Consider the following 24,396-nt stretch of genomic DNA (forward strand, 5'->3'; position numbering starts at 1 on the left):
GCAGCGCACTGCTTTCCGACCGGCGTCCGTGTGACCCGCTACCCCGGTGCGAGCAGATCGACCAACGGCAGCCCGCGCCCCGACTCCGCCTCGGGGTCGTCCAGCCGTACACCGCCCCGCACAGGCAGCATCCGACGGTACGGGTCGTGCAAGCTGACCCGGACGCCTCGTCCCGCGTCATCACCGCACCCGGGCGAGAACGACTGCGTGGAGGTCGCCGAACTGCCGTACGGTGCGAGGGCCGTACATGATTGGAAGAACCCGGAGCGAGAACCGCTGCGGTTCACCACGTCGGAGTGGGCCACGTCCCGGGCGGGTGTCATCGCGGGCGAGCCCTGAGCACGAAGAAAGGCGAACAGCGGCGGCCCGGTGGTTCTCGGTGAACCCCCGGCCCGTCTGCTCGCTCTACTTGTCGTCGGCCGGCGGCGGCACATCCTTCTTCAAGGCGCGGGCCACGGCCGTGAACTGGGCCAGTGCCACTTCGAGTTCGTCGACGATCTCCTGGGCGATCACGTCCGGTGACGCGTACTCCTTGGTCGCGGCGGCATCGGACTTGAGCACCGTGAGGTCCAGATTGACCTTGTCCCGTGCGATCAGCTCGTCGTAGTCGTACGCGCGGAAGCGGTCACTTGGGGTGCGCTTGGTGAAGTCCGTGCCGCCGGAGTGGTACGCGGCTACGAAGTCGTCTAGGTGCTGGCGGCCCAACTGACGCTGCTTGAGCGTGAAACGCTGGTCCGTGCGGAAGTCGTAGACCCAGAGCTCGCGCGTGCCGGGGCGGCCTCCGGAGCGTTGGCCGGACTTGTCGAAGAACAGGACGTTGGCCTTGACGCCGTTGGCGTAGAAGATGCCGGTGGGCAGGCGCAGGAGGGTGTGGACGTCGCAGAGGTTGAGGAGGTTCCTGCGGATGGTCTCGCCGGCACCGCCTTCGAAGAGGACGTTGTCGGGGAGGACGAGGGCGGCTCGGCCGTTGGTCTTCAGCAGGTTGTAGATGTGCTGGACGAAGTTGAGCTGCTTGTTCGTCGTCGGTGCCCAGAAGTCGGTGCGGGAGGTGTAGGACTCGCCGGTCACCGAGCCGACGCCGAAGGGCGGGTTCGCGAGCACGATGTCGTAGTGCCGCTTCGGGGGGCGGGCCAGGGAGTCCTGGATGGTGATGAGCGGCTTGGCCTCGGAGCTTCCGATGCCGTGCAACAGCATGTTCATCAAGGCCAGGCGGCCGGTCTCGCGGACGAGTTCGTAACCGGTAATCGCGCCGCTCTGGAGGGCGCGGCCCTTGTCTCCGTACAGCTCGTCCTCGTAGTTCTGGACGAGGTGGGCATGCGCTGCGATGAGGAAGCCGCCGGTGCCGCAGGCCGGGTCGGTGATGTGCTCGCCGGGCCGTGGCTGGACGCAGTCGACCATGGCATCGATGAGTGGCCGGGGCGTGAAGTACTGGCCGGCGCCGGTCTTGCGGTCCTCGGCGCCGCGCTGGAGGAGACCTTCGTAGGCGTCGCCCTTGAGGTCCTGGTTCTCGGTGGTCCAGGTGTAGGGGTCGATCAGGTCCCTGATCAGGCGGTCGAGGACGGCCGGTTCGTGGATCTTGTTCTGCGCCTTGGTGAAGACCTCACCGAGCATGGTGCCGCCGCGCTGACCGAGATCCTTGAGGATGAACTCGTAGTGGTCAAGCAGTGCCTCGGCGGACCGGGTCATCAGGCTCTTCCAGTCCCGACCCTCGGGGACGAGAGGCTCTTCGGGGGCGTTGCGTCGAAAGGCGGCCGGGCGGTTGGCGCGCTCGTCGGCCATCTTCAGGAAGAGGAGGTACGTGAGCTGCTCGACGTAGTCGAGGGTGGAGACACCGGAGTGGCGCAGCAGCTCGCAGTACGACCAGAGGCGATTGACGAGGGTGGACGTCGAGGCCGGGGCTGCGGGGGCAGTCCTGGTCTTCGCTTCCGCCGCGCGAGGGGCGGGAGGGGCGCCGGGCGCCGGAGAGGCCGCCTTGGCGGAATCCTCGGGGGCCGGCGTGTCAATGCTGCTGCTCATGACGGTGCTCACAGGGGAAGTGCTTCTTGGGTGCCGGAGGGAACCGGTCGGCCGGAGGTCTGGGGGGCGGCTGGCCGGGTAGCCCCGAGAGATGGGCGCTTGCGCCTGGTCGGCGTGACGTTGGTAGCCCGCCGAGTGTCGATCCTGTCGAGGACGACGGAGGCGGGCTCGTCGTCGGGGTCCTGCGGGACGAGGGCTCCGGTGAAGGCTGCGTGAAGAAGGGCACCCCGCAAGTCCGCCCCTTGCCTGGCTACTTCCTGAGCCGCGTGCTGAGCGGTCTCGACTTCCGCCAAACGGCTTTCAATTGACTTGACCAGGTCTTCTTGTACAGATCTCGGCGGAACCGGGACAGGCAACAGCTTGATACGTCGGAGACTGATGGACGCAAGGTTCACTGTCTGCTTCCCATTGCGGTCACACCAGTTCTTGCCGAATGAATTTGCATGCCACGCGAGCAATCGAGGTTCCAGAGCACCCCCGATCACGCGCGCACGAAATACGTGATTCTGATGGATGCAGTTCTCTATCTGGCCTTCCCAAATCCATCCGCGACCCAGCTTATCGCGGTCTCCCCCTTCGTTGAGAAGGACGTCCCCGACTTTAAGCCTCAGCGATTCAGCCTTCCTTGCAGGAACTCGAATATTTTCAACTCGATCGAGCAGGATTTGTCCGCGCTGAACATTAGCGACCCGAAGGTATGGAACCTCGACATATGCAGGGTTACTTTGCTTCTTACTGTCTTTCGTAACTCCCCCGACTACGTCTGCGATCTCCCCGAGACGCACCCACCGCCATCCGTTCGGAAGATCGGGAAGCGTCCCGTCATCGACATCCGCGGCTTCGATCGGGGCGGGGAACCGCTCAATTCCATCCAGGCCGCCGCACGCGCCACCGCCAGTGATCTGGTTCTTCAGGGCTAGGAAGCCGACTAGTGCAGCCTGGACCGCTACCTCCCCCGCCTCCACATAAGCCAGCTGCTCCTCTAGCTTGGCGACAATTCGGTGCTGTTCGGCGAGGGGCGGTACCGGGATCTCCAGCTCGGCCAGATAGAGGCGCGGTACACGGCGTTGGCCTACAGCACCGGTCATGTGATGCTCCGCCGTGCGTCGGACATGCCGTTGCAGCAGAAAGTGCATCAGGTATTCAGAGAGAATAGCACCTCGACTTCGCAGCACATGGAACTCAGTGCTCCCCAGAGCTCGGCCGCCTGCCAGCCCTTGCGCCTTCGCGATCTTCCCGTTCTCCATGCAGGGCGTGATCTTCGCGAACAGTACATCGTCTTCCTGAAACCTGGTCAGCGATTTCTTCTTGAGATCGCCATACCGAACCTGCATCGACGCATCCATGCGTCCCGTCTCCGCCTCGACGGAAGCCATAGGCACCTGTGAGACGAATTCATCATCGCCGGGTTCTTCGTCAAACCCTCGGGGATTCACATCACACAATTCGCCGATAGTCGCCCGAACCCACCCCGCAGGAAGCCCCTCCGTGACATCCTCCTCGGAGCCCGAACTCCCCGGCTCCACACCCGAGTCGGTCGTCACGCGCTCAGCTCCCTGTCCAGCTCATTGATGATGTGCTCCGCCCGCGTCCCCCCGAATTCCGCGAGGAATCCGTCCGTACCGTTGCGGGAGGTGAAAGGGGCGTAGTCGAGGTCAGCGGTGTCGAAGCGTACACGCTCGGCCATCGCCGCGGCGATGCGGTCGAGCCACCAGCGCTGACGTTCGGTGAACTGCGCGCCCGCCTGTTCCTGGCGGGTGATCCAAGCCTCGTAGCGCTCGCGCACAAGCTCCTCGTGCGGGCGTGGTGCCGGGGCACCCTGTGCGGCGCCGCCCGCGAGTTCGTAACGGAGCAGGGCCAGCAGATCCGAGGCCGTGTGCTTGCGGTGGGCTCCGTTGGTCGCCGCCTCGCCGACCTTCTCGTACGCCTTCCATAGTCTGTCCGGGGTCCAGGTGCGCGGCGGGCGGGCGATGCTGCGGGCCACGTCCTTGAGCCTGTCCATGGCGACGCCGGGCGGCACGTCGGAGCTGGCGCTGAACGCGACGGACATCGCCGCGATCTCGTCGCGGTTCTCCGCGATGTACCGGCGCCAGTCGCGGACCGTCTCCGCCGCCGCGTCCTCGTCGTCAGCGGCGGCCCCCGCGCGGAGCAGCTCGTCCGTGCCGTTCTCGTCGTAGAGGATGTCCTTCGCGCGCCGCATCTCCAGCAGGCGGGCGCGCAGCGGCGGCGTGGCGGCGAGGGGGCGGACGGCCTGCTCGATGAGGTCGCGTACCGCGCGCCCGGGGTCGCGGCCCGCGTGTTCGGCGGCCTCCCTGACTTCCAGCTGCCGGTCCGCCGAGACGGCGTCGACCATCCCGTGAACGATCTTTGTCAGTTCCAGCCCGCCGCTTAGGCGCTGGATCTCGGCACGCTCCTCGTCCGTCATCTGGATGTCGAGTTTGGCGAGGCGGGCCGCGAGGGTGGAGACCTCTTCTTCCTCGATGGTGTTCGCGGCGGTCTTGCGGAGCAGCTTCTCCAGGCTGATCTGCTTCTCGGTGTGGCGTTCCAGTGGTGCCGCGTCGACCTTCGGCTTCTTCGTCACGCCGACCGCGTCGACGATCACGAACCGAGTCTTGGGGCCGACGCCGGGGGTGACCTTCTCGAAGTCGGTGAGGGAGAGGGTCCGGGCGCCGCGGCCCTTCATCTGCTCGAAGTACGCCCAGCTCTTGACGTCCCTCAGGAACAGCAGGCATTCCAGCGGCTTGACGTCCGTGCCCGTGGCGATCATGTCGACGGTGACGGCGATGCGCAGCTCCGGGAGGTTACGGAAGGCGGCGAGGCGCTCGGAGGCGTTGCGGGCCGCGCTGGTGATCTTCGCGCAGAAGTCGTTGCCCTTGCCGAAGACGTCGCGGACGACCTCGACGATCTCCTCCGCGTGGTTGTCGTTCTTGGCGAAGACCAGCGTCTTGGGCACGTACATCTCGTCCCACCGCAGTGCGCCCGTGGCCGGGTCGTGTTTGGCGCGATCGGGGAAGATCTCCGTGAACAGTCGGTCGCGGAAGGTCTGGACGACCGTGCGCAACTGATCTTTGCTGATGACTCCGACACCGACCTGGTTGGCGCCGTACTCGATGTCCTCGTCGATGTCCTCGTAGCGCTGGCGGCGGGTGCGGCGGTCACGGACCGGGATGGTGCCGTGCGCAATGAGTCCGCCCTCAGCCGTTATCCGCGTCTCGATCTCGTAGACGGAGAAGTCGACGTTGACGCGGTCGGCCACCGCCTCCTGGTTGGAGTACTCGCTGACCAGGTTGCCGTTGAAGTAGCCGAAGGTCTGGGCGACGGGGGTGGCGGTGAGGCCGACGACGGGGGCGTCGAAGTACTCGAGGACGGAGCGCCACTTGCCGTAGATGGAGCGGTGGCACTCGTCGACGACGATGAGGTCGAAGGCCTCCGGGGGGATGTCCGCGTTGTAGCCGACCTCGATGCCGCCCGGCACGTCGACGTCGTAGTCGATCTCACCATCGCTCCGTTCGCTGCCTGGCAGGCTCGCGCCGGTGAGTTCCATGTAGAGGCGCTGGACGGTGGAGATGACGATCTTGGAGGAGGCGAACATGCCCTCCGCGCCGAGGCGCTGGACGTTGTAGAGGTCGGCGAACTTGCGGTCGGTGTCGGGGGTCTTGAAGTTCTCGAACTCGGCGAAGGCCTGCACACCGAGGTTGTTGCGGTCGACCAGGAACAGGACGCGCTCGGCACGCGCGTGCTTGAGCATCCGATACGAGAACGTCACCGCCGTGAACGTCTTGCCGGCACCGGTGGCCATCTGGACGAGGGAACGGGACTGCCCCATCCCCTGCTGGCCCTTGCCGAGCGCCACCGAGTCCTCCACGCCGCGCACCGCCTTGATCTGCGCCGGGCGCAGTGGGCGTTCGTCGAGGTCGGGCATGCGCCAGCGCAGCCGGGCCCGGTAGCTGGGAGCCTGCTCGTCCTCCTCGGCCTGGCGGATCCAGCGGGCGAGGGTTCGCGGCTGGTGGAAGGAGAAGATGCGGCGGGTACGGGAGTCCGGGTCCAGGACGGACCGGAAGCGGGTCTCGCCGCCGTCGCTCACGTACCGGAACGGAAGCGGCGTGCGCCAGGCGTTGAGGCGCTGCTGGGCGTCGGTGAGGTGGTCGGCGTAGCCGTCGGCCTGGGCCTCGGCAGCGGACAGGTCGGCGCCTTCGCGCTTGGCCTCGATGACACCGACGAGCTTGCGGTCGACGTAGAGGGCGTAGTCGGCGCGACCCCGGGCGGTGGTGACCTCGCGGACGGCGATGCCGTTGCCCCGCCGGTCGCCCATGACGTGGAGGTTGAGGTTCGCGCCGCCGTTCTGGACGTCCCAGCCGGCCGCCCTGAGCATCGCGTCGAGTCGCTTGCGGACCTGGACCTCGGTCAGGGGTTCGCGGGAGGCCTGCTCCGCGTTGTCGAGGAGGCGGGCGCGCTCGGCTACGGCGGTCGACGCGGCGGCCCGGTCGGTGGTGTCGGCGCGCCGACGACCGAGCTGCGTCGCCTCGGCGGCGGCCTGGAACTCCTTGAGCTGGTCCTGCATGGCCGCGACCGCACGGCCCAGATCCTCGCGCTCGGCCTGCGCCTGGGCCAACTCGCGCTCGACAGCGCTCCGGGCGGCCTGCTCGGCTTGGGCTTGGGAGGTCTGGTCGCGGTAGCTGACGCGGGCTTCTTCCAGATCCTTGCGGGCGCGGGCGACCTCCTGAAGCAGCTGCTCGTTCTCAGTGGCCGGTGTGCGGTCAGGGCTTGGCGGCACGAACGGCAATTGCTCGCGCGAGCCGGTGAACAGCCGGTAGTACCAGACTCCGAGGCGGAAGCAGGTGCGCAGGGCGCGGAAGGCGTCGTCGGCCCTGTCGAGCCCTGCATGGTTCGCCTCGTTGCCGAGGGCGCGCACTTCATGAAAGGCGGTGCCCACGTCACCGTGGAGGTACCCCTCCCTGTCCAGCGCCCGCAGCCGGTCGAACTGGGTAGTGCCCTCCACCCGGACCCGGCCCCTGCTGACTAGGTCGGCCGCCATGGCCTCCGCGAACTGACGGGATTTGATGAGCGACGTGTTCGGGTCACTGAAGACATGACTCTCGGCAGCGGTCCCGTACGCGACGAGGAGCGGAAGATGCGGCAGCAGGAACCCGAAGTTGCGAGACTGCGTGGCCAGGCGTACGAGTCGGGGGTCTGGTGCCTGGGACGCCCCGTCTGCGCTGCTCATGGGGTGGTACCGCCTCTCCGGGAGTGCAATGGTCGTCGATGTGTGTGCAGCGTGATCGCCCGTCGAGCCTAACCGGCGGCCGGTCTTCTGCGCTGGTCTTCGGCACTGCAGCTCCCGCTGGCGTGACCTGACTCCCGTCACCATCGAGTTGCGACGCGCCAGCGCCCGACCCCTACCGCCGCCGGTGGATCGACGTTGGAGCTGGGGAGAGCATCCAGGAAGTGCGAGCCCGGACCGATCAGGAAGGCGAGCCGCATAACCACTGTCTCTACGCAACCAGGGATTGACATGCTCGCCCACAGGGCCAGCACACTGCGGCCCGGCGCTTAGAAGATGTGGGCACAGGGTCTGCTGCACGATCGGGTGACATCTGAACTGGCTTGCCCTGTGGGGCGGGTGGGAAGGATGTCGCCGTGCCCAAGCCTTATCCGGAGGAGTTCCGTCAGGACGTTGTGCGGGTCGCGAGGAACCGCGGGCCGGGCGTGACGGTCGAGCAGGTGGCCACCGACTTCGGAGTCCATCCGATGACGTTGTGGAAGTGGATGCGTCGCGCGGACATCGACGATGGGACCAAGCCGGGAGCGACCAGCCAGGAGAGCGCAGAGCTTCGGCAAGCGCGTCGGCGGATCAAGCTGCTGGAGCAGGAGAACGAGGTCCTGCGGCGGGCTGCGGCCTATCTGTCGCAGGCGCATCTGCCGGGAAAAGGATCTACCCGCTCGTGAAGGAGCTGGCCGTGGAGGGGGTGCCCGTCACGGTTGCGTGCCGGGTGCTGAAGCTCGCCAGACAGCCCTACTACCGCTGGCTGGACCAGCCGGTGACCGACGCCGTGCTGGAGGAGGCGTATCGCGCGAACGCGCTGTTAGACGCTCACCGCGACGACCCGGAGTTCGGCTACCGCTTCCTGGCCGACGAAGCGCGCGGCGCCGGGGCGGTGATGGCGGACCGGACTGCATGGCGGATCTGCCGGGACAACCGCTGGTGGAGCGTGTTCGGCAAGAAGCGCGGCAAGGGCAGGAAGGGCGGGCCGCCCGTGCACGACGACCTGGTCCGCCGTGACTTCACCGCGACCTGTGCGAACCGGCTGTGGCTTGCCGACATCACCGAGCACGCCACCGGCGAAGGCAAGCTCTATCTCTGCGCGATCAAGGATGTCTTCAGCAACAGGATCGTGGGCTACTCCATCGACGAGCGGATGAAGTCCCGCCTGGCCGTGACCGCCCTGGACAACGCGGTGGCCCGGCGTGGAGACGTCGACGGCTGCATTCTGCACAGCGATCGCGGATCGCAGTTCCGCTCCCGGAAGTTCGTCCGGGCACTCGACCGCCACCGGATGGCCGGATCGATAGGGAGGGTCGGGGCAGTCGGCGACAACGCGGCCATGGAGTCCTTCTTCAGCCTGCTGCAGAAGAACGTCCTCGACCGCCGGACCTGGGCCACCCGCGAGGAACTGCGGATCGCGATCGTGTCCTGGATCGAGCGGACCTGTCACCGGCGCCGCCGACAAGCCTCACTCGGCCGGCTGACCCCCGTCGAATTCGAGACCGTCATGACCACACCGGCCCTCCAGGCCGCGTGACCGAACCTGTCACCCAAACCTGCAGCAGACCCCGGCGGTGTCCTACGTGGGTGGCTACCGGCGTGCTCGCGGCCGGCGCCTCGGCGGACTGTTCGCGGCGATGTACTTCGGTGGCCTCCGGCCCGCTGAGGCGGTCGGCCTGGTCGAGACTGACCTTGTCCTCCCTGAGCAGGGTTGGGGATCGGCGCTGCTCCATCGAACCCGTCCTTCGGTTGGCAAGCAGTGGACAGACTCGGGGGAGACCCACGACGACCGCGGGCTCAAGAATCGACCGACTGAGGACGTTCGGCGTGTGCCCATTCCGCCTCAGCTCGTCGCGATGTTGCGCGATCACCTCGCCACTTTCGGCACGGCGGAAGACGGGCGGCTTTTCTTCAGTGAGAAAGGTTCGGTTGTCCCGTCCTCTACCTACTACCGCGTGTGGCAGGAAGCTCGGTTCCTGGCGCTTCCGACGGCTGTCGCGGCCTCTCCGCTCGCCAGTAGGCCGTACGACCTTCGACACTCGGCGCTGTCGACGTGGCTCAATGCGGGCGTGGACCCCACCGAGGTTGCCGAGCGCGCCGGCAACAGCGTTGAGGTCCTGCTGACCCGGTACGCGAAGTGCCTCGACGGACGGCAGGACGTGGCCAACCGGCGCATCGAGGACCTGCTCCGCGAGTACGAGTGAGACAACCTGCACCCACACTGAGGCCTCAGGCATGTCGCCTGGGGCCTCCTTCGTCTTGTCTTGTGCTCTACCTGCACTGATCCTGCTTCCGGGAAGGACGAGCTGGGTCGCGTTACGTGCCCTGCGGTCTTGTGGCCTCCTCTCGCTTGCTGCTGGCATGTCGGCAACGCCAACGCAAAGCACAGGGGGGCCTTGTGGAGCTGCACGTCACGCGCTGGAAGCGGTACGGGCATGATCGTCTGTACGCCAACCTGCCTGATGGGACCGCGGTCGGTTGGGCGGACGTCACGACGGGGGACATCACGGTCTTGCGGGCCGAGTGCCGTGACGACGTGATCGCCGTGCTCACAAAGCACTTACAGAGCCTCACCGAGCCTGTCTCGCCAGGCAGGGCGCCGGAGGCTCAGGCGCGTCCGACGCTGCCCCCTCTGGCGCCGGCCGACGACCTGGCCGTCAACCCTCCTGGGCGGTCCTTGCGTGATCTGCTCGCCGAATCCGGCCCCGGGCTGATGGAGCGAGTCGTCTCACGGCTTCTGCGGCGGCCTTCGGAATGGGATTCCTGGCGAAAGGGATTGGCGGGGGAGCGGCGAGTAGGAGCCGAGCTGAACCGCTTGGGGCGCCACGGCTGGCGCGTCCTGCACTCCATCCCCTTGGCTAACAAAGTGGATATCGATCATTTATTGATCGGGCCTGGTGGAGTGTTCAGCATCAATACGAAGCACCACGACAAGAGGGCCGTGTGGGTCGGGGACGATTCCGTGAAAGTCGATCACGGGAAACCGGCACCCTACGCACGCAAGAGCCGGGCGGAGGCCAAGCGTGTCGCCCGAGTGCTTGAGCGCTATTGCGACTACCCGGTGCCGGTGGAGCCCGTCCTCGTCTTCGTCGGTGTCACCGAGCTGAAGGTGGTGGCTACGCAGCTCGATGTCCGGGTGTACCAGGAGCGCCAGTTATCTGCACTCGCTCCGCTCTCAGGCGTGCTCACGGCCGATCAGGTGGAGGAGGTCTACAGCGTGGCTCGCCATCGGCAAGCTTGGAGCACGGCCTGATTCGGTGGGCCTCCGTGAGAGGCTCAGTTTGCCTCGGCCACGTGTTTCACGCGTCCCAGCGAGTGGTGATGGCTTCCGCGACGCTGAAGACCTCGTCGCACTGGGCGCACTGTGCTTTGCCGAAAACGTAGGTCAACTTATGCGCGACATCCGTCTGGCCGTCTGCGAGTGCGCGACTGTGCAATCTTTGGGCCAGCCCCTCCAGGGCTGAGATGTCCGCAGGCCGCAGCGGCATCTTCCTTGCCGTGGTCTCGTTCATGTACATGCTGTCCGTGGTCGAGAAGAAGCCGTACTCGCCGAAAGCTACGAAGTTCTCTGTGGTGCACGATAGGCACGGGACTTCGAACTCACCGTCGTTCAGTCCGTCGAGCTGTTCACCCCAGACCTCGACCCCCTCGAAGCTGAGGAGCGCAGCCAGCAGATAGACGTAAGTGGCGGGGTCGTTGGCGAGGACGGGATCCCGAAGAGCTTCCTCGGTCAGTTGCACCAGGTCCGACATCTCCGAGGCGTAGGCCACGTGGGGATCTTGCTCGTCGTATGGCCGATCAGTGCTGGCTGCGATGGCGCCGGCGAGCGTGAGTGGCATCTGCCTGTCCGCGGGCGACCACTGGCGTGCCATGTCGCGCAAGGCGGGCAGGGCCGCGTAGCTCGCTGAGTAGACGGTCCCTTGATGGCACAGCCGGGACCAAAGGTCGGTCCAGCCTGAGTCCTTCGGGGCCGGGCTCACTGCGTCGAGCAGGCCGGGAATGTCTTCTGCCGTGCCGTAGGCGTGGTGGAGCTGGGACCAGTCCGTCATGCCAGCGATCTAAGCAGTCGGCTGCGCCGGACCTCATGGCTGGGGCCGTTCGGTCGCCCGACCTTGAGGCAAGCCGAGCCTAGGGCCAGAAAGCAGCCAGCGACCTGCGGCGACGCCCCAAGATCCCGTCCACGCCTCGTCCACGGACCCCGGCATACGCACGCTCCGTGCCGCATACGCCTGCACATACGCGAAGACCCCGGCCTCAGCGTTTCCGCTGGTGACGGGGTCTTTGGGCACCTCATACAGGGTGCCCCCGGCAGGATTCGAACCTGCGCACACGGCTCCGGAGGCCGTTGCTCTATCCCCTGAGCTACGGGGGCGTGTCTCGCGGTGTTCGCGGCGACGGGTAGAACCCTACCAGCTCTTTTGGGGTCGCCATGAACGGTTTCCCTGGAGGTCGAGGGGGGTGGGTCCCCCGGACGGGGTGGAAGTGGGGAAAACCCGGACGCGGTCGCTCGGGCGGACCTACTCTCGAGTTGTGCCAGGCGCGACCGGCCGGGTTCTTGTTGTGGACGACAACAAGGTCATCCGGCAGCTGATCAGGGTCAACCTCGAGCTGGAGGGTCTCGAGGTCGTGACCGCGGCCGATGGTGCCGAGTGTCTGGACGTCGTCCATCGGGTACGGCCCGACGTGGTCACCCTGGATGTCGTCATGCCGCGGCTCGACGGGCTGCGCACCGCCGCCCGGCTCCGTGCGGACCCCCGGACCCGTTCCCTGCCGGTTGCCATCGTCAGCGCCTGCACGCAGCGCGAGGTCGAGAGCGGGCTCGATGTCGGAGTGGACGCGTTTCTTGCCAAGCCCTTCGAGCCGTCCGAACTGGTGCGGCTCGTCAAGGAGTTGATGGAGCAGGGGGTGCGGGGCGGGCACCCGTCGGGGAGTGGGCAGCGGGGTGACGGGGAGGCCCTGGGCGCCGCCCTCGACCTCGCCCTCGACCCCGCTCTCGATGTCGGGCTCGACAGCGACTTCGGCCACAGCGGCAACAGCGGTATCGGCAAGAGCAAGGGCAGCACCCGCAACAGCACCGGCAAGACCAGTGACACCACCGGTAAGCGCAGCAACAGCAGTAGTAAGCAGTAGTAACAGCACCGGCGGTAACAGAAGCGGCAGCGGCTTCTGAGGGGGGAAGGCTTCCGGCCCGTCCCACATCCCGGACCCTGTCCCCAAACCCGTTCGCCTCACCACCCCCCTCCTCCCATACCCTTGTCCCGTGACTCCCGTAGAGCTCTCCCGTACCGTGCTGGGCGCGGTGCGTCGTGCTGTGGAGGGTGGGGAGCTGAGGGTGGCCGTGCCCGCGCGGGCCGTGGTCGCTCCGCCGGGGCCCGGGGGGCGCGGGGACTACGCGACCAACATCGCGCTTCAGATGGCACGTCCTGCGGGGCGGGAGCCCCGCGATGTCGCCGAGATCCTGCGGAGGCATCTCCGGGGTACGGCCGGGGTCGCCGATGTCGAGATCACCGGGCCGGGGTTCCTCAACATCCACCTTGAGCGGGCCACCGCCACCGCCGCCCTGGTCCGGGAGATTCTTCAGCGGTCGTCCAGCGGGCAGTCGTCCGTCGGGCCACCGTGCGACGAGCGGCCGTCCGTCGGGCCACCGTGCGACGAGCGGCCGTCCGACCGGCAGTCGTCCATCGGGTCACTGTCCGGCCGGCAGTCGTCCGACGAGCCACCGTCCGGCCGGCAGTCGTCCGACGAGCCGCCGTCCGACGCAAGCAGCACCACCAGCCCCAGCCCCTGCCGCGGCCCCAGCCCCGGAAGCACCACCCCCTACGGCCACACCCCCACCCTCCTCAACCAGGTCGTCACGTTGCGTGTTCCGTATGACGTGCGGGCCGAGGTGGTGGCCGACAGTCTGGTGCGGATCATTGCCACTCAGGGGGGCCGGGCCGAGGTGCAGCATGTGCGGGCCGGGGGAGAGGTGGACCTCCGGCCGGTGCCGGCGCCGGAGGATCCCGCGCCGCTCGGGGCCGACGCGGCCCGCTGGGCGCTGTTGCACCCGGCCGCGCACGACCGGCCGCGGATCACCGCCGATCATCTGTTGCAGCGGGAGAGCAATCCCCTCTTCCGTGTCCGCTACGCCCATGCGCGCGCCCGTGCCCTCGGCCGCAACGCCGCCCGGCTCGGGTTCGGGGCGGAGCCGGGGGAGGTGGCCGAGGCGGTGCCGCTGACGCGTGCCCTCGTGGAGTATCCGCACGCCCTCACCCGGGCGGCCGCCCACCGCGCGCCCGACCGGCTCGCCCGGCAGCTCGTGCTTGTGGCCGACGGGCTGCTCGCCTTCCAGCACACCGTGCTCCCGCTCGGCGACGAGAAACCCTCGGCCGCCCACCGTGCCCGGCTCGCGCTCGCCGAAGCCGCCGGGACGGTGCTGGCCGGCGGCCTGTCCCTGCTCGGCATCAGCGCACCCGACTACCTCTGAGACGAGAGCCCAGACCGACATGAGCCGTTCCGCACATCCCGCCGGGCCCCGCCACGCCGACGTCCTGACCGAGGGCCACTACTCCGCGCCCCCCGCCGACCTCAACGCCCTCGACCCCAAGGTGTGGGCGGGGACCGTCACCCGCGACGACCGCGGTGCCGTCACGGTCGGCGGGATCGATGTGAAGACACTCGCCGAGGAGTTCGGCACCCCCGCCTACATCCTGGACGAGGCCGACTTCCGGGCCCGGGCGCGGGCCTGGCGCACCGCCTTCGGGCCGGACGCCGACGTCTTCTACGCGGGGAAGGCGTTTCTGTCCCGTGCCGTGGTGCGCTGGCTGCACGAGGAGGGGCTGAACCTGGACGTGTGCTCCGGGGGCGAGCTGGCCACCGCGCTCGCCGGGGGCATGCCCGCCGAGCGGATCGCCTTCCACGGGAACAACAAGTCCACCGAGGAGATCACCCGGGCCGTCGAGTGCGGGGTCGGGCGGATCGTGCTCGACTCCTTCCAGGAGATCGTGCGGGTCGCGCACATCGCCTCCTCGCTCGGCAGGCGGCAGCGGGTGCAGATCCGGGTCACCGTGGGGGTGGAGGCGCACACCCACGAGTTCATCGCGACCGCCCACGAGGACCAGAAGTTCGGGATCCCGCTGGCGGGCGGCCAGGCCGCGGAGGCGGTGCGGCGCGCGCTCCAGCTCGACGGCCTGGAGGTCATTGGCATCCACAGCCACATCGGGTCGCAGATCTTCGACATGTCCGGCTTCGAGGTCGCCGCCCACCGGGTCGTCGGGCTGCTGAAGGACATCCGGGACGAGCACGGGGTGGAGCTGCCCGAGATCGACCTCGGAGGCGGCCTCGGGATCGCGTACACGAGTGACGACGACCCCCGGGAGCCGCACGAGATCGCCAAGGCGCTGACCGAGATCGTCTCCCGCGAGTGCGACTCGGCCCGGCTGTCCACCCCCCGTATCTCGGTGGAGCCCGGGCGCGCCATCGTCGGCCCGACCGCCTTCACGCTCTACGAGGTCGGCACCGTCAAGCCGCTCGACGGGCTGCGCACCTACGTCTCCGTCGACGGCGGCATGTCCGACAATATCCGTACCGCTCTCTACGACGCCGAGTACAGCGTCGCGCTGGTGTCCCGCACCTCGGACGCCGGGCCGATGGCGTCCCGGGTTGTCGGCAAGCACTGCGAGAGCGGGGACATCGTGGTGAAGGACGCCTTCCTGCCCGCCGACCTGGCGCCGGGCGACCTGATCGCGGTGCCGGCCACGGGCGCGTACTGCCGTTCCATGGCCAGCAACTACAACCACGCTCTCCGGCCGCCCGTCGTCGCCGTGCACGACGGCCGGGCCCGGGTGATCGTCCGCCGGGAGACGGAGGAGGATCTGCTCCGGCTCGACGTCGGCTGAGGGCGGATGCGGAAGAGTCCGGGCGCCGCCCGGAACCCGGCGGAAGATCTCCTGTTCCCCGCCGGTGACAAGAGGAAATCGATGTCTCAGGATCCGGACGAAGGGCAGAAAGGCCCGTCCGGTGAGTGAGACTGGTCCCACCGTGGACCGGATGAGGAAACGAGGTCGGATGATGCGTACGCGTCCGCTGAAGGTGGCGCTACTGGGCTGTGGGGTTGTCGGCTCAGAGGTGGCGCGCATCATGACGACGCACGCCGACGACCTCGCGGCCCGCATCGGAGCCCCCGTCGAGCTGGCCGGGGTCGCGGTCCGCCGCCCCGCCAAGGTGCGGGAGGGCATCCCCGCCGAGCTGGTCACCACGGACGCCACCGCGCTGGTCAAGAGGGGCGACCTCGATGTCGTCGTCGAGGTGATCGGCGGGATCGAGCCCGCCCGGACCCTCATCACCACCGCCTTCGAGCACGGCGCGTCGGTGGTGTCGGCGAACAAGGCGCTGCTCGCCCAGGACGGTGCGGCACTGCACGCGGCGGCGGAGGAGCACGGCCGCGACCTCTACTACGAGGCCGCCGTCGCCGGTGCCATTCCGCTGATCCGGCCGCTGCGCGAGTCGCTCGCCGGGGACAAGGTCAACCGGGTGCTGGGCATCGTCAACGGGACGACCAACTTCATCCTCGACAAGATGGACACCACGGGGGCCGGCTATCAGGAGGCCCTGGACGAGGCCACCGCGCTGGGATACGCGGAGGCCGACCCCACCGCCGATGTCGAGGGCTTCGACGCGGCAGCCAAGGCGGCCATCCTCGCCGGGATCGCCTTCCACACGCGGGTGCGGCTCGACGACGTCTACCGCGAGGGCATGACCGAGGTCACCGCCTCCGACTTCGCCTCGGCGAAGGAGATGGGCTGCACCATCAAGCTGCTCGCCATCTGCGAGCGGGCCGCCGACGGGGGCTCGGTCACCGCGCGCGTGCACCCCGCCATGATTCCGCTGACCCATCCGCTCGCCTCCGTGCGCGGCGCGTACAACGCCGTGTTCGTCGAGTCGGACGCCGCGGGCCAGCTGATGTTCTACGGGCCCGGCGCGGGCGGTGCGCCGACCGCGTCCGCCGTGCTGGGCGACCTGGTGGCCGTCTGCCGCAACCGGCTGAACGGGACCACCGGACCCGGCGAGTCCGCCTATGCCGCCCTGCCCGTGTCGGGGATGGGCGACGTGGTCACGCGGTACCACATCAGCCTCGATGTGGCCGACAAGCCGGGTGTCCTCGCCCAGGTGGCCACCGTGTTCGCCGAGCACGACGTGTCGATCGACACGGTGCGCCAGCAGGGCAAGGACGGCGAGGCCTCCCTGGTCGTCGTCACCCACCGGGCGTCCGACGCCTCGCTCAGCGGGGTCGTCGAGGCGCTGCGCAAGCTCGACACCGTGCGGGGTGTCGCCAGCATCATGCGGGTTGAAGGAGAGTAACGAGCAATGACCCACCAGTGGCGCGGAATCATCGAGGAGTACCGGGACCGGCTGCCCGTGTCGGACACGACGCCAGTCGTCACGCTCCGTGAGGGCGGTACGCCGCTCGTGCCCGCGCAGCTGCTCTCCGAGCGCACGGGCTGCGAGGTCCACCTCAAGGTGGAGGGCGCCAACCCCACCGGGTCCTTCAAGGACCGCGGGATGACCATGGCCATCACCAAGGCCAAGGAGGAGGGGGCCAAGGCGGTCATCTGCGCCTCCACCGGCAACACCTCCGCCTCCGCCGCCGCCTACGCCGTACGGGCCGGGATGGTGTCGGCCGTGCTGGTGCCGCAGGGCAAGATCGCGCTCGGCAAGATGGGCCAGGCGCTGGTGCACGGCGCGAAGATCCTCCAGGTCGACGGCAACTTCGACGACTGCCTCACGCTGGCGCGGGAGCTGTCGGACAACTACCCGGTGGCGCTGGTCAATTCGGTCAACCCGGTGCGTATCGAGGGCCAGAAGACCGCGGCCTTCGAGGTGGTGGACATGCTGGGCGACGCCCCCGACATCCATGTGCTGCCGGTCGGCAACGCCGGCAACATCACCGCCTACTGGAAGGGCTACCGGGAGTACGCGGCCGACGGCGTCGCCGGGCGCACCCCCCGGATGTGGGGCTTCCAGGCCGCCGGTTCGGCCCCGATCGTGCGCGGCGAGGTCGTCAAGGATCCCTCGACGATCGCCACCGCGATCCGGATCGGCAACCCCGCCTCCTGGCAGTACGCCCTGGCCGCGCGGGACGAGTCGGGCGGCTTCATCGACGAGGTGACGGACCGTGAGATCCTGCGCGCCTACCGGCTGTTGGCGGCGCAGGAGGGTGTGTTCGTGGAGCCCGCGTCCGCCGCGTCCGTCGCCGGTCTGCTGAAGGCCGCCGAGCAGGGCCGGGTCGACCCCGGCCAGCGGATCGTCTGCACGGTCACCGGCAATGGGCTCAAGGACCCCGACTGGGCCGTCGCGGGCGCGCCGCAGCCGGTCACCGTGCCGGTCGACGCGGCGACGGCGGCCGAGCGGCTCGGACTGGCGTAACTCCGTCGCCCGCGGGGGGACAACCCCCCGCGGGCGCGCACGGAGGAGGGGGCACGGGGGGCTTACGACACGCATCGTGCGCCGCCCGTGCGCCCTATGTCGCCACAGAACCTTCCTTCGATAGGCTGTACCGAACCCGCCCGCCGCATATGCCGCGGTGCCGCGCCCTCCGTGCGGCCTCCGGGTGTTCCGTACTCCTCACTCACTCATTACGTACTCATTCGAATTCGTTCGACCATCACGCAGCTCAAGGAGAGTCATCGAGCGATGGCCGGTCCAGCGTTCCGCGCCGCCGCCGTACGGGTGCGCGTCCCCGCCACCAGCGCCAACCTCGGCCCGGGCTTCGACGCCCTCGGCCTCGCGCTGGGGCTCTACGACGACGTCGTCGTCCGGGTGGCCGATTCCGGACTGCACATCGACATCGCGGGCGAGGGCGGCGACACGCTCCCGCGGGACGAGAGCCACCTGCTCGTACGGTCCTTGCGTGCCGCCTTCGACATCCTCGGCGGACAGCCCCGGGGGCTGGAAATCGTCTGCGCCAACCGCATTCCGCACGGCCGCGGACTCGGTTCCTCCTCCGCCGCCATCTGCGCCGGAATCGTCGCCGCCCGCGCCGTGACCATAGGCGGGGACAGTCGGCTCGACGACACCGCGCTGCTGGAACTGGCCACCGAGATCGAGGGCCATCCGGACAATGTCGCGGCCTGCCTTCTCGGCGGTTTCACCCTTTCCTGGATGGAGCGCGGCGGCGCCCGGGCGATCCGCATGGACCCCGCAGATTCCATCGTTCCGGTGGTTTTCGTGCCCGGGAAACCGGTATTGACGGAGACCGCGCGCGGGCTGCTCCCGCGCACCGTGCCGCATGTCGACGCGGCCGCCAACGCGGGCCGCGCCGCCCTGCTCGTCGAGGCGCTGACCAGGCGCCCCGAGCTGCTGCTGCCCGCCACCGAGGACCGCCTCCACCAGGAGTACCGCGCCCCGGCGATGCCCGAGAGCGCCGCCCTGGTGGAGCGGCTGCGGGCCGACGGGATCCCCGCGGTGATCTCCGGCGCGGGGCCCACGGTCCTGGCGCTGGCGGACCGGGCGAGCGCCGACAAGGTGGCCGACCTGGCGGGCGACGGCTGGGCCGCCAACCCGCTGGCGCTCGACGGCCGGGGAGCGAGCGTGCTGCCGCTTGCGCCCTGACACTCGGTCGCCGGATTTCGAGAGGGGGAATGTTTGTTGGATCCGGTAGTGTTAATCTCAAGTCTGCACCTGACCCAGCCATGGCGAGGTGCTTCGTGTCCCCGTCCGGGACAACCCCTCTTCCGGGAGCTTCCCAAGCCGCACTGTGTTCCGTATCGCGTACGTGAGCGGTATGTCGTACGTGAACACTGAGCTGTTTGCCGAGCACGCTCCGGAATCCGGCGTGACCGAGCCGCGTGACACAAATCCGGGTGCCACGGCGCGCAGGAATCGCCAGTCACCAGAAATTTCCTCCGCCGCTGTGGCGGACCACCGCCCCGGCACGGCCCACCCACTCAAGGGCCGAAGCCGGACAGCACAACCGGTCGCCGAGCCAGACAGGCCGACGTCCGCTCCAGGGAAGGACCCTTCGTGAGCGACACCACCGATCTGATGGGCGCACGTGTCGAGGAGACCGCTGCCGCGCCCGCCACGGACGCTTCCGCGCCTGCCTCCGGTGCCGGCTCCCGGCGGCGCCGCGGTACCGGCCTCGAGGGCATGGTGCTGGCCGAGCTTCAGCAGGTCGCATCCGGCCTCGGCATCAGGGGCACTGCGCGGATGCGCAAGAGCCAGCTGATCGAGGTCATCAAGGAGGCGCAGGCCGGTGGGGGTGCCCCGGCCAAGGCCGAGGCCGCCGCCGAGACCAAGCCGAAGCGCCGGGCCACCTCCCGGACCCGTACCGGCGACGAGGGCGCGGCTGCCGACCAGAAGGCCGACAAGCCCGCCGAGCAGTCCGCGGCCCAGCAGCAGATCGAGATTCCCGGCCAGGGTGCCGGTGACGGCGCGCCCGAGCGCCGCCGGCGCCGCGCCACCGCCGAGGCCGGCAGCCCCGAGACGGCCGCCGCCGAGGCGAAGAGCGAGCCGAAGGGTGAGACCTCCGCCCAGCAGTCGCAGGGCGGGTCCGCCGAGTCCTCCTCCGAGCAGCAGGGCGCCGACGGCGGCGAGGGCCGCCGCCGCGACCGCCGTGAGCGCGGCCGCGACCGCGACCGCCGCGGCAAGGGCGACGAGCAGCAGCAGGGCCAGGGCGGCCAGCAGCGTCAGCAGGGCCAGCAGCAGGGCGGCGGCCGCCAGGACCGCCAGCGGCCCGACGAGGACGGCGACGACTTCGACGGCCGCCGCGGCCGCCGCGGGCGCTACCGCGACCGCCGTGGCCGCCGTGGCCGCGACGACATCGCCGAGCCGCAGGTCACCGACGACGACGTGCTGATCCCCGTCGCGGGCATCCTGGACATCCTCGACAACTACGCGTTCATCCGCACCTCGGGCTACCTGCCGGGTCCGAACGACGTGTACGTCTCCCTCGCCCAGGTCCGCAAGAACGGCCTGCGCAAGGGCGACCACATCACCGGAGCGGTCCGCCAGCCCAAGGACGGCGAGCGGCGCGAGAAGTTCAACGCGCTGGTCCGCCTGGACTCCGTCAACGGCATGGCGCCCGAACACGGCCGCGGCCGCCCGGAGTTCAACAAGCTGACCCCGCTCTACCCGCAGGACCGCCTCCGCCTGGAGACGGACCCGGGCGTGCTGACGACCCGGATCATCGACCTCGTGTCGCCGATCGGCAAGGGCCAGCGCGGTCTGATCGTGGCCCCGCCGAAGACCGGCAAGACCATGATCATGCAGGCGATCGCCAACGCGATCACGCACAACAACCCCGAGTGCCACCTGATGGTCGTCCTGGTCGACGAGCGTCCGGAAGAGGTCACCGACATGCAGCGGTCGGTCAAGGGCGAGGTCATCTCCTCGACCTTCGACCGCCCGGCCGAGGACCACACCACGGTCGCCGAGCTGGCCATCGAGCGGGCCAAGCGCCTGGTGGAGCTGGGCCACGACGTGGTCGTCCTGCTGGACTCGATCACGCGTCTGGGCCGTGCCTACAACCTGGCCGCCCCGGCCTCGGGCCGCATCCTGTCCGGTGGTGTCGACTCGACCGCGCTCTACCCGCCGAAGCGGTTCTTCGGTGCGGCGCGCAACATCGAGGACGGCGGCTCCCTGACGATCCTCGCCACCGCGCTGGTCGACACCGGCTCGCGCATGGACGAGGTCATCTTCGAGGAGTTCAAGGGCACCGGCAACATGGAGCTCAAGCTCGACCGGAAGCTCGCCGACAAGCGCATCTTCCCCGCGGTGGACGTCGACGCGTCCGGCACCCGTAAGGAAGAGATCCTGCTCGGCGCCGAGGAGCTGGCGGTCGTCTGGAAGCTGCGCCGGGTGCTGCACGCGCTCGACCAGCAGCAGGCGATCGAGCTGCTCCTCGACAAGATGAAGCAGACGAAGTCGAACGGCGAGTTCCTGATGCAGATCCAGAAGACGACGCCGACGCCGAACGGCGACTGACACCGCTGCAACCGGTGTAAGGGCCGCTTCCCCGGTATACGGGGGAGCGGCCCTTTTCGCATGCGCCGCGAGAAGGCCCGCGGCCCGAGACCTTCGCCACAGGCCGCGGGTGCCGCCGCGGTCTCCCCGGAGGCCGGTCCTCCGGTTGAACGTGCAGGTGAGCGCGTTTCCATCGGGAATATCCGTGACTCTGGGTGTTCGCCCCTGTACGTACCGAGAAAGCCGTGTTGTGCAACCCTGTCCCCGGTTTCTCCGTCTGACCGAACGGAGTGACGATGGAGCGACGGGGGTCCCCCGCTCGGGTGAGCCGGAGGCGGGGAACGGGTCGCTCCACGAGGCTTGGCCTGATCGCAGGGGGTACCCGAACGGACGAGGACTGAGGAGCACATGCCCGCCGAGAGCACACCGGATGTCGGCATAGCCGGCGAGGACACCGCGACGGACCCGCGTCGCCGCAGGGCGAAGGGCCGCCGACGCAAGCCGCGCGCAAAGGGACGCACGGCCCTGCTCGTCACCGCCTGGACCGCGGGAGGCGTGCTCCTGCTGGGCGGGACCGGCGTCGGCTACCTGTACTTCAAGCTCAACGGCAATCTGAAGTCCGTCGACATCAACGACGCCCTCGGCACCCACCGGCCCGCCAAGGCCGACAACGGTTCCGAGAACATCCTGGTCCTCGGCTCGGACACCCGCGCCGGGGGCAACAAGAAGCTGGGCGGCGGCACCGACGACGGCAGCGCCCGCTCCGACACGGCGATGATCGTGCACCTCTACAAGGGCCACAAGAAGGCGGCCGTGGTCTCGATCCCGCGCGACACCCTGGTGGACCGCCCCGAGTGCACGGACACCAAGGGCACCCAGCACCCGGCCGCCTCCTCGGTGATGTTCAACTCCGCGTACTCCACCGGGGGCGCGACTTGCGCCGTGAAGACCGTGGAGTCGATCAGCGGCCTGAGGATGGACCACTACCTGGAGGTGGACTTCTCCGGCTTCCAGAAGCTGATCGACGACCTCGGCGGCGTCAAGGTGACCACCACCAAGAACATCACCGACACCAACAGCCACCTCGACCTCAAGGCCGGCCCGCACACCCTGGACGGCCAGCAGGCCCTGGGGCTCGTCCGCACCCGGCACGGCGTCGGCGACGGCTCCGACCTCGGCCGCATCCAGCTCCAGCAGGCCTTCATCAAGGCCCTGGTCGCCCAGGTCAAGCAGATCGGCATCCTCACCAGCCCCACCAAGCTGGTCGACCTCGCCGACACCGCGACCAAGACCGTCACCACCGACTCCGACCTGGGCTCCGTGAAGAGCCTCGCGTCCTTCGCGGGCGGCCTCAAGGGCATCAGCTCGTCCCACATGAACATGGTCACGGTGCCCGTCCAGTACGACACCACGGACCCCAACCGGGTCCTGCTGGAGAAGGACAAGGCGCAGCTGATCTGGGACGCGCTCAAGAAGGACAAGCCCGTCCCGGGGAGTGCCACCAAGGGCTCCGCGAGCGGTCAGGCCAAGGGCGTGGTCACCTCCTGACCCGGCTCCGGACCGCCGCCCGCCACCTTGGGGAATAGATCACCTCTGCCCCCGGTTTTGGGGGATGCGGCCAGTCCTGGCAGACTGGTACGTCGGCCCCGGTTCACGCCTCCGCATCCCGCGGCTGCGACCCGGCGCCCTCCCGGAAATCTAGGAGACACCTTGAAGCGCGACATCCACCCCGAGTACGTCGAGACGCAGGTCAGCTGCACCTGCGGCGCGTCGTTCACCACTCGCAGCACCATCGACTCCGGCACCATCCGTGCCGAGGTCTGCTCCGAGTGCCACCCGTTCTACACGGGCAAGCAGAAGATCCTCGACACCGGTGGCCGTGTGGCCCGCTTCGAGGCCCGCTTCGGCAAGGCTGCCGCTGCCAAGAAGTAGCGAGCCCACAGCGCCGGTCCCCGGTGCTCCCGTGCACCGGCACGGGAGCACCGGGACCGGCGCTTTGCGGTGCAGCCCATTCCATGTCGTACGTACGTCCCCAGGCCCCGCCGGGCGGGGGACAGCTCAGGGAGCCGGAGATGTTCGAGGCGGTCGAGGAACTGGTCGGGGAACACGCCGACCTGGAGAAGAAGCTCGCCGATCCGTCGGTCCACGCGGACCAGGCGAACGCGCGCAAGCTCAACAAGCGCTATGCCGAGCTGAGCCCGATCATCGCCACGTACCGCTCCTGGAAGCAGGCCGGTGACGACATCGACACCGCCCGCGAACTCGCCGCCGACGACCCGGACTTCGCCGACGAGGTCAAGGAGCTGGAGCAGGAGCGCGAGGGGCTGACGGAGAAGCTGCGCCTCCTCCTCGTCCCGCGCGACCCCAGCGACGACAAGGACGTGATCCTCGAGATCAAGGCGGGCGCGGGCGGTGACGAGTCCGCCCTGTTCGCCGGCGACCTGCTGCGCATGTATCTGCGCTACGCCGAGCGCATCGGCTGGAAGACCGAGATCATCGACTCCACCGAGTCCGAGCTCGGCGGCTACAAGGACGTCCAGGTCGCCGTGAAGACCCGCGGCCAGACCGAGCCCGGCCAGGGCGTGTGGGCCCGCCTGAAGTACGAGGGCGGGGTGCACCGGGTGCAGCGCGTGCCCGCGACCGAGTCCCAGGGACGTATCCACACCTCCGCGGCCGGTGTGCTGGTCACCCCGGAGGCGGAGGAGGTCGACGTCGAGATCAACCCGAACGACATCCGCATCGACGTCTACCGCTCCTCGGGCCCCGGCGGCCAGTCCGTCAACACCACCGACTCCGCGGTGCGCATCACCCACCTGCCGACCGGTGTCGTCGCCTCCTGCCAGAACGAGAAGAGCCAGCTCCAGAACAAGCAGCAGGCGATGCGTATCCTGCGCTCCAGGCTGCTCGCCGCGGCACAGGAGGAGGCGGAGAAGGAGGCCGCAGCGGCCCGCCGCAGCCAGGTCCGCACCGTCGACCGCTCCGAGAAGATCCGCACGTACAACTTCCCCGAGAACCGCATCTCGGACCACCGGGTCGGCTTCAAGGCGTACAACCTGGACCAGGTCCTGGACGGCGACCTCGACGCGGTGATCCAGGCGTGCGTCGACGCGGACTCGGCCGCCAGGCTCGCGGCCGCGTAAGCCCCCGTACCCGTACCCGCACAGCCCCGGAGGACC

At 68.9% G+C, this 24,396-nt stretch carries 16 protein-coding genes, 1 tRNA gene and 2 pseudogenes; 14 read left to right on the top strand and 5 right to left on the bottom strand.

Annotated features, from left to right (window positions below; genetic code table 11):
* Positions 1-153 precede the first annotated feature (153 nt).
* On the top strand, positions 154-339 hold the full coding sequence (locus tag ACIHAA_RS14015; protein ID WP_399816779.1) for a DUF397 domain-containing protein: 186 nt from the start codon (positions 154-156) through the stop codon (positions 337-339).
* Between the two features lie 66 nt (positions 340-405).
* Here the strand turns inward: ACIHAA_RS14015 and ACIHAA_RS14020 are convergent, their stop codons facing one another.
* Genes ACIHAA_RS14020 through ACIHAA_RS14030 form a run of 3 tightly spaced genes read right to left on the bottom strand, consistent with a single transcriptional unit; the run spans position 406 to position 7,240 of the window.
* Positions 406-2,016 (bottom strand): N-6 DNA methylase, encoded by a 1,611-nt coding sequence (locus tag ACIHAA_RS14020; RefSeq protein WP_399816594.1) that lies wholly within the window; start codon positions 2,014-2,016, stop codon positions 406-408.
* Between the two features lie 8 nt (positions 2,017-2,024).
* Positions 2,025-3,560, bottom strand: a complete 1,536-nt coding sequence (locus ACIHAA_RS14025; protein ID WP_399816595.1) for a restriction endonuclease subunit S — start codon at positions 3,558-3,560, stop codon at positions 2,025-2,027.
* The gene (locus tag ACIHAA_RS14030) at positions 3,557-7,240 is read right to left on the bottom strand and encodes a DEAD/DEAH box helicase family protein (RefSeq protein WP_399816597.1); all 3,684 of its coding nucleotides are present in this window, start codon (positions 7,238-7,240) and stop codon (positions 3,557-3,559) included. Before ACIHAA_RS14030 ends, ACIHAA_RS14025 begins: the two co-directional genes overlap by 4 nt.
* Positions 7,241-7,653: 413 nt before the next feature.
* Between ACIHAA_RS14030 and ACIHAA_RS14035 the strand changes: the two genes are divergently transcribed.
* From ACIHAA_RS14035 to ACIHAA_RS14045, 3 genes and pseudogenes are all read left to right on the top strand, one after another.
* A protein-coding gene (locus tag ACIHAA_RS14035) for an IS3 family transposase (protein WP_399816599.1) occupies positions 7,654-8,816 on the top strand; the annotation gives its coding sequence in 2 pieces (ribosomal slippage) (positions 7,654-7,938 and positions 7,941-8,816; 1,161 coding nt in all).
* 34 nt (positions 8,817-8,850) lie between these two features.
* Positions 8,851-9,483: pseudogene (locus ACIHAA_RS14040) on the top strand (site-specific integrase); the annotation flags it as partial.
* Between the two features lie 194 nt (positions 9,484-9,677).
* Complete coding sequence (locus tag ACIHAA_RS14045) at positions 9,678-10,532, top strand: nuclease-related domain-containing protein (protein WP_399816601.1); 855 nt, start codon at positions 9,678-9,680, stop codon at positions 10,530-10,532.
* 46 nt (positions 10,533-10,578) lie between these two features.
* Here ACIHAA_RS14045 and ACIHAA_RS14050 read toward each other — a convergent pair whose 3' ends face one another.
* Together ACIHAA_RS14050 and ACIHAA_RS14055 are read right to left on the bottom strand one after the other, a co-directional pair.
* Complete coding sequence (locus ACIHAA_RS14050) at positions 10,579-11,328, bottom strand: hypothetical protein (RefSeq protein WP_399816604.1); 750 nt, start codon at positions 11,326-11,328, stop codon at positions 10,579-10,581.
* A 251-nt stretch (positions 11,329-11,579) separates the two neighbouring features.
* Positions 11,580-11,651 (bottom strand) — tRNA-Arg (locus ACIHAA_RS14055).
* 86 nt (positions 11,652-11,737) lie between these two features.
* Between ACIHAA_RS14055 and ACIHAA_RS14060 the strand changes: the two are divergent.
* From ACIHAA_RS14060 to prfA, 10 genes and pseudogenes are all read left to right on the top strand, one after another.
* Positions 11,738-12,235: pseudogene (locus ACIHAA_RS14060) on the top strand (response regulator); the annotation flags it as partial.
* Positions 12,236-12,539: 304 nt separating this feature from the next.
* Complete coding sequence (nrtL, locus tag ACIHAA_RS14065; protein ID WP_399816606.1) at positions 12,540-13,745, top strand: ArgS-related anticodon-binding protein NrtL; 1,206 nt, start codon at positions 12,540-12,542, stop codon at positions 13,743-13,745.
* Between the two features lie 19 nt (positions 13,746-13,764).
* Positions 13,765-15,156, top strand: coding sequence for a diaminopimelate decarboxylase (gene lysA / locus ACIHAA_RS14070; RefSeq protein ID WP_399816608.1), 1,392 nt, complete (start codon positions 13,765-13,767; stop codon positions 15,154-15,156).
* 169 nt (positions 15,157-15,325) lie between these two features.
* The gene (locus ACIHAA_RS14075) at positions 15,326-16,618 is read left to right on the top strand and encodes a homoserine dehydrogenase (RefSeq protein WP_399816610.1); all 1,293 of its coding nucleotides are present in this window, start codon (positions 15,326-15,328) and stop codon (positions 16,616-16,618) included.
* Positions 16,619-16,624: 6 nt separating this feature from the next.
* Positions 16,625-17,683, top strand: coding sequence for a threonine synthase (gene thrC / locus ACIHAA_RS14080; protein WP_399816612.1), 1,059 nt, complete (start codon positions 16,625-16,627; stop codon positions 17,681-17,683).
* 267 nt (positions 17,684-17,950) lie between these two features.
* Complete coding sequence (gene thrB, locus ACIHAA_RS14085) at positions 17,951-18,868, top strand: homoserine kinase (protein WP_399816614.1); 918 nt, start codon at positions 17,951-17,953, stop codon at positions 18,866-18,868.
* A gap of 411 nt (positions 18,869-19,279) precedes the next feature.
* Entirely contained in the window at positions 19,280-21,241 is a 1,962-nt protein-coding gene (gene rho / locus ACIHAA_RS14090) for a transcription termination factor Rho (RefSeq protein WP_399816616.1), read from the top strand.
* A 387-nt stretch (positions 21,242-21,628) separates the two neighbouring features.
* Positions 21,629-22,768 (top strand): LCP family protein, encoded by a 1,140-nt coding sequence (locus tag ACIHAA_RS14095; RefSeq protein WP_399816617.1) that lies wholly within the window; start codon positions 21,629-21,631, stop codon positions 22,766-22,768.
* Between the two features lie 162 nt (positions 22,769-22,930).
* Entirely contained in the window at positions 22,931-23,152 is a 222-nt protein-coding gene (gene rpmE / locus ACIHAA_RS14100) for a 50S ribosomal protein L31 (protein WP_018535357.1), read from the top strand.
* 140 nt (positions 23,153-23,292) lie between these two features.
* The gene (gene prfA / locus ACIHAA_RS14105) at positions 23,293-24,360 is read left to right on the top strand and encodes a peptide chain release factor 1 (RefSeq protein ID WP_399816781.1); all 1,068 of its coding nucleotides are present in this window, start codon (positions 23,293-23,295) and stop codon (positions 24,358-24,360) included.
* Positions 24,361-24,396: the final 36 nt, after the last annotated feature.

Origin of the sequence: Streptomyces sp. NPDC052040, assembly GCF_044548405.1 — a bacterium.
Classification (GTDB): Bacteria; Actinomycetota; Actinomycetes; order Streptomycetales; family Streptomycetaceae; genus Streptomyces.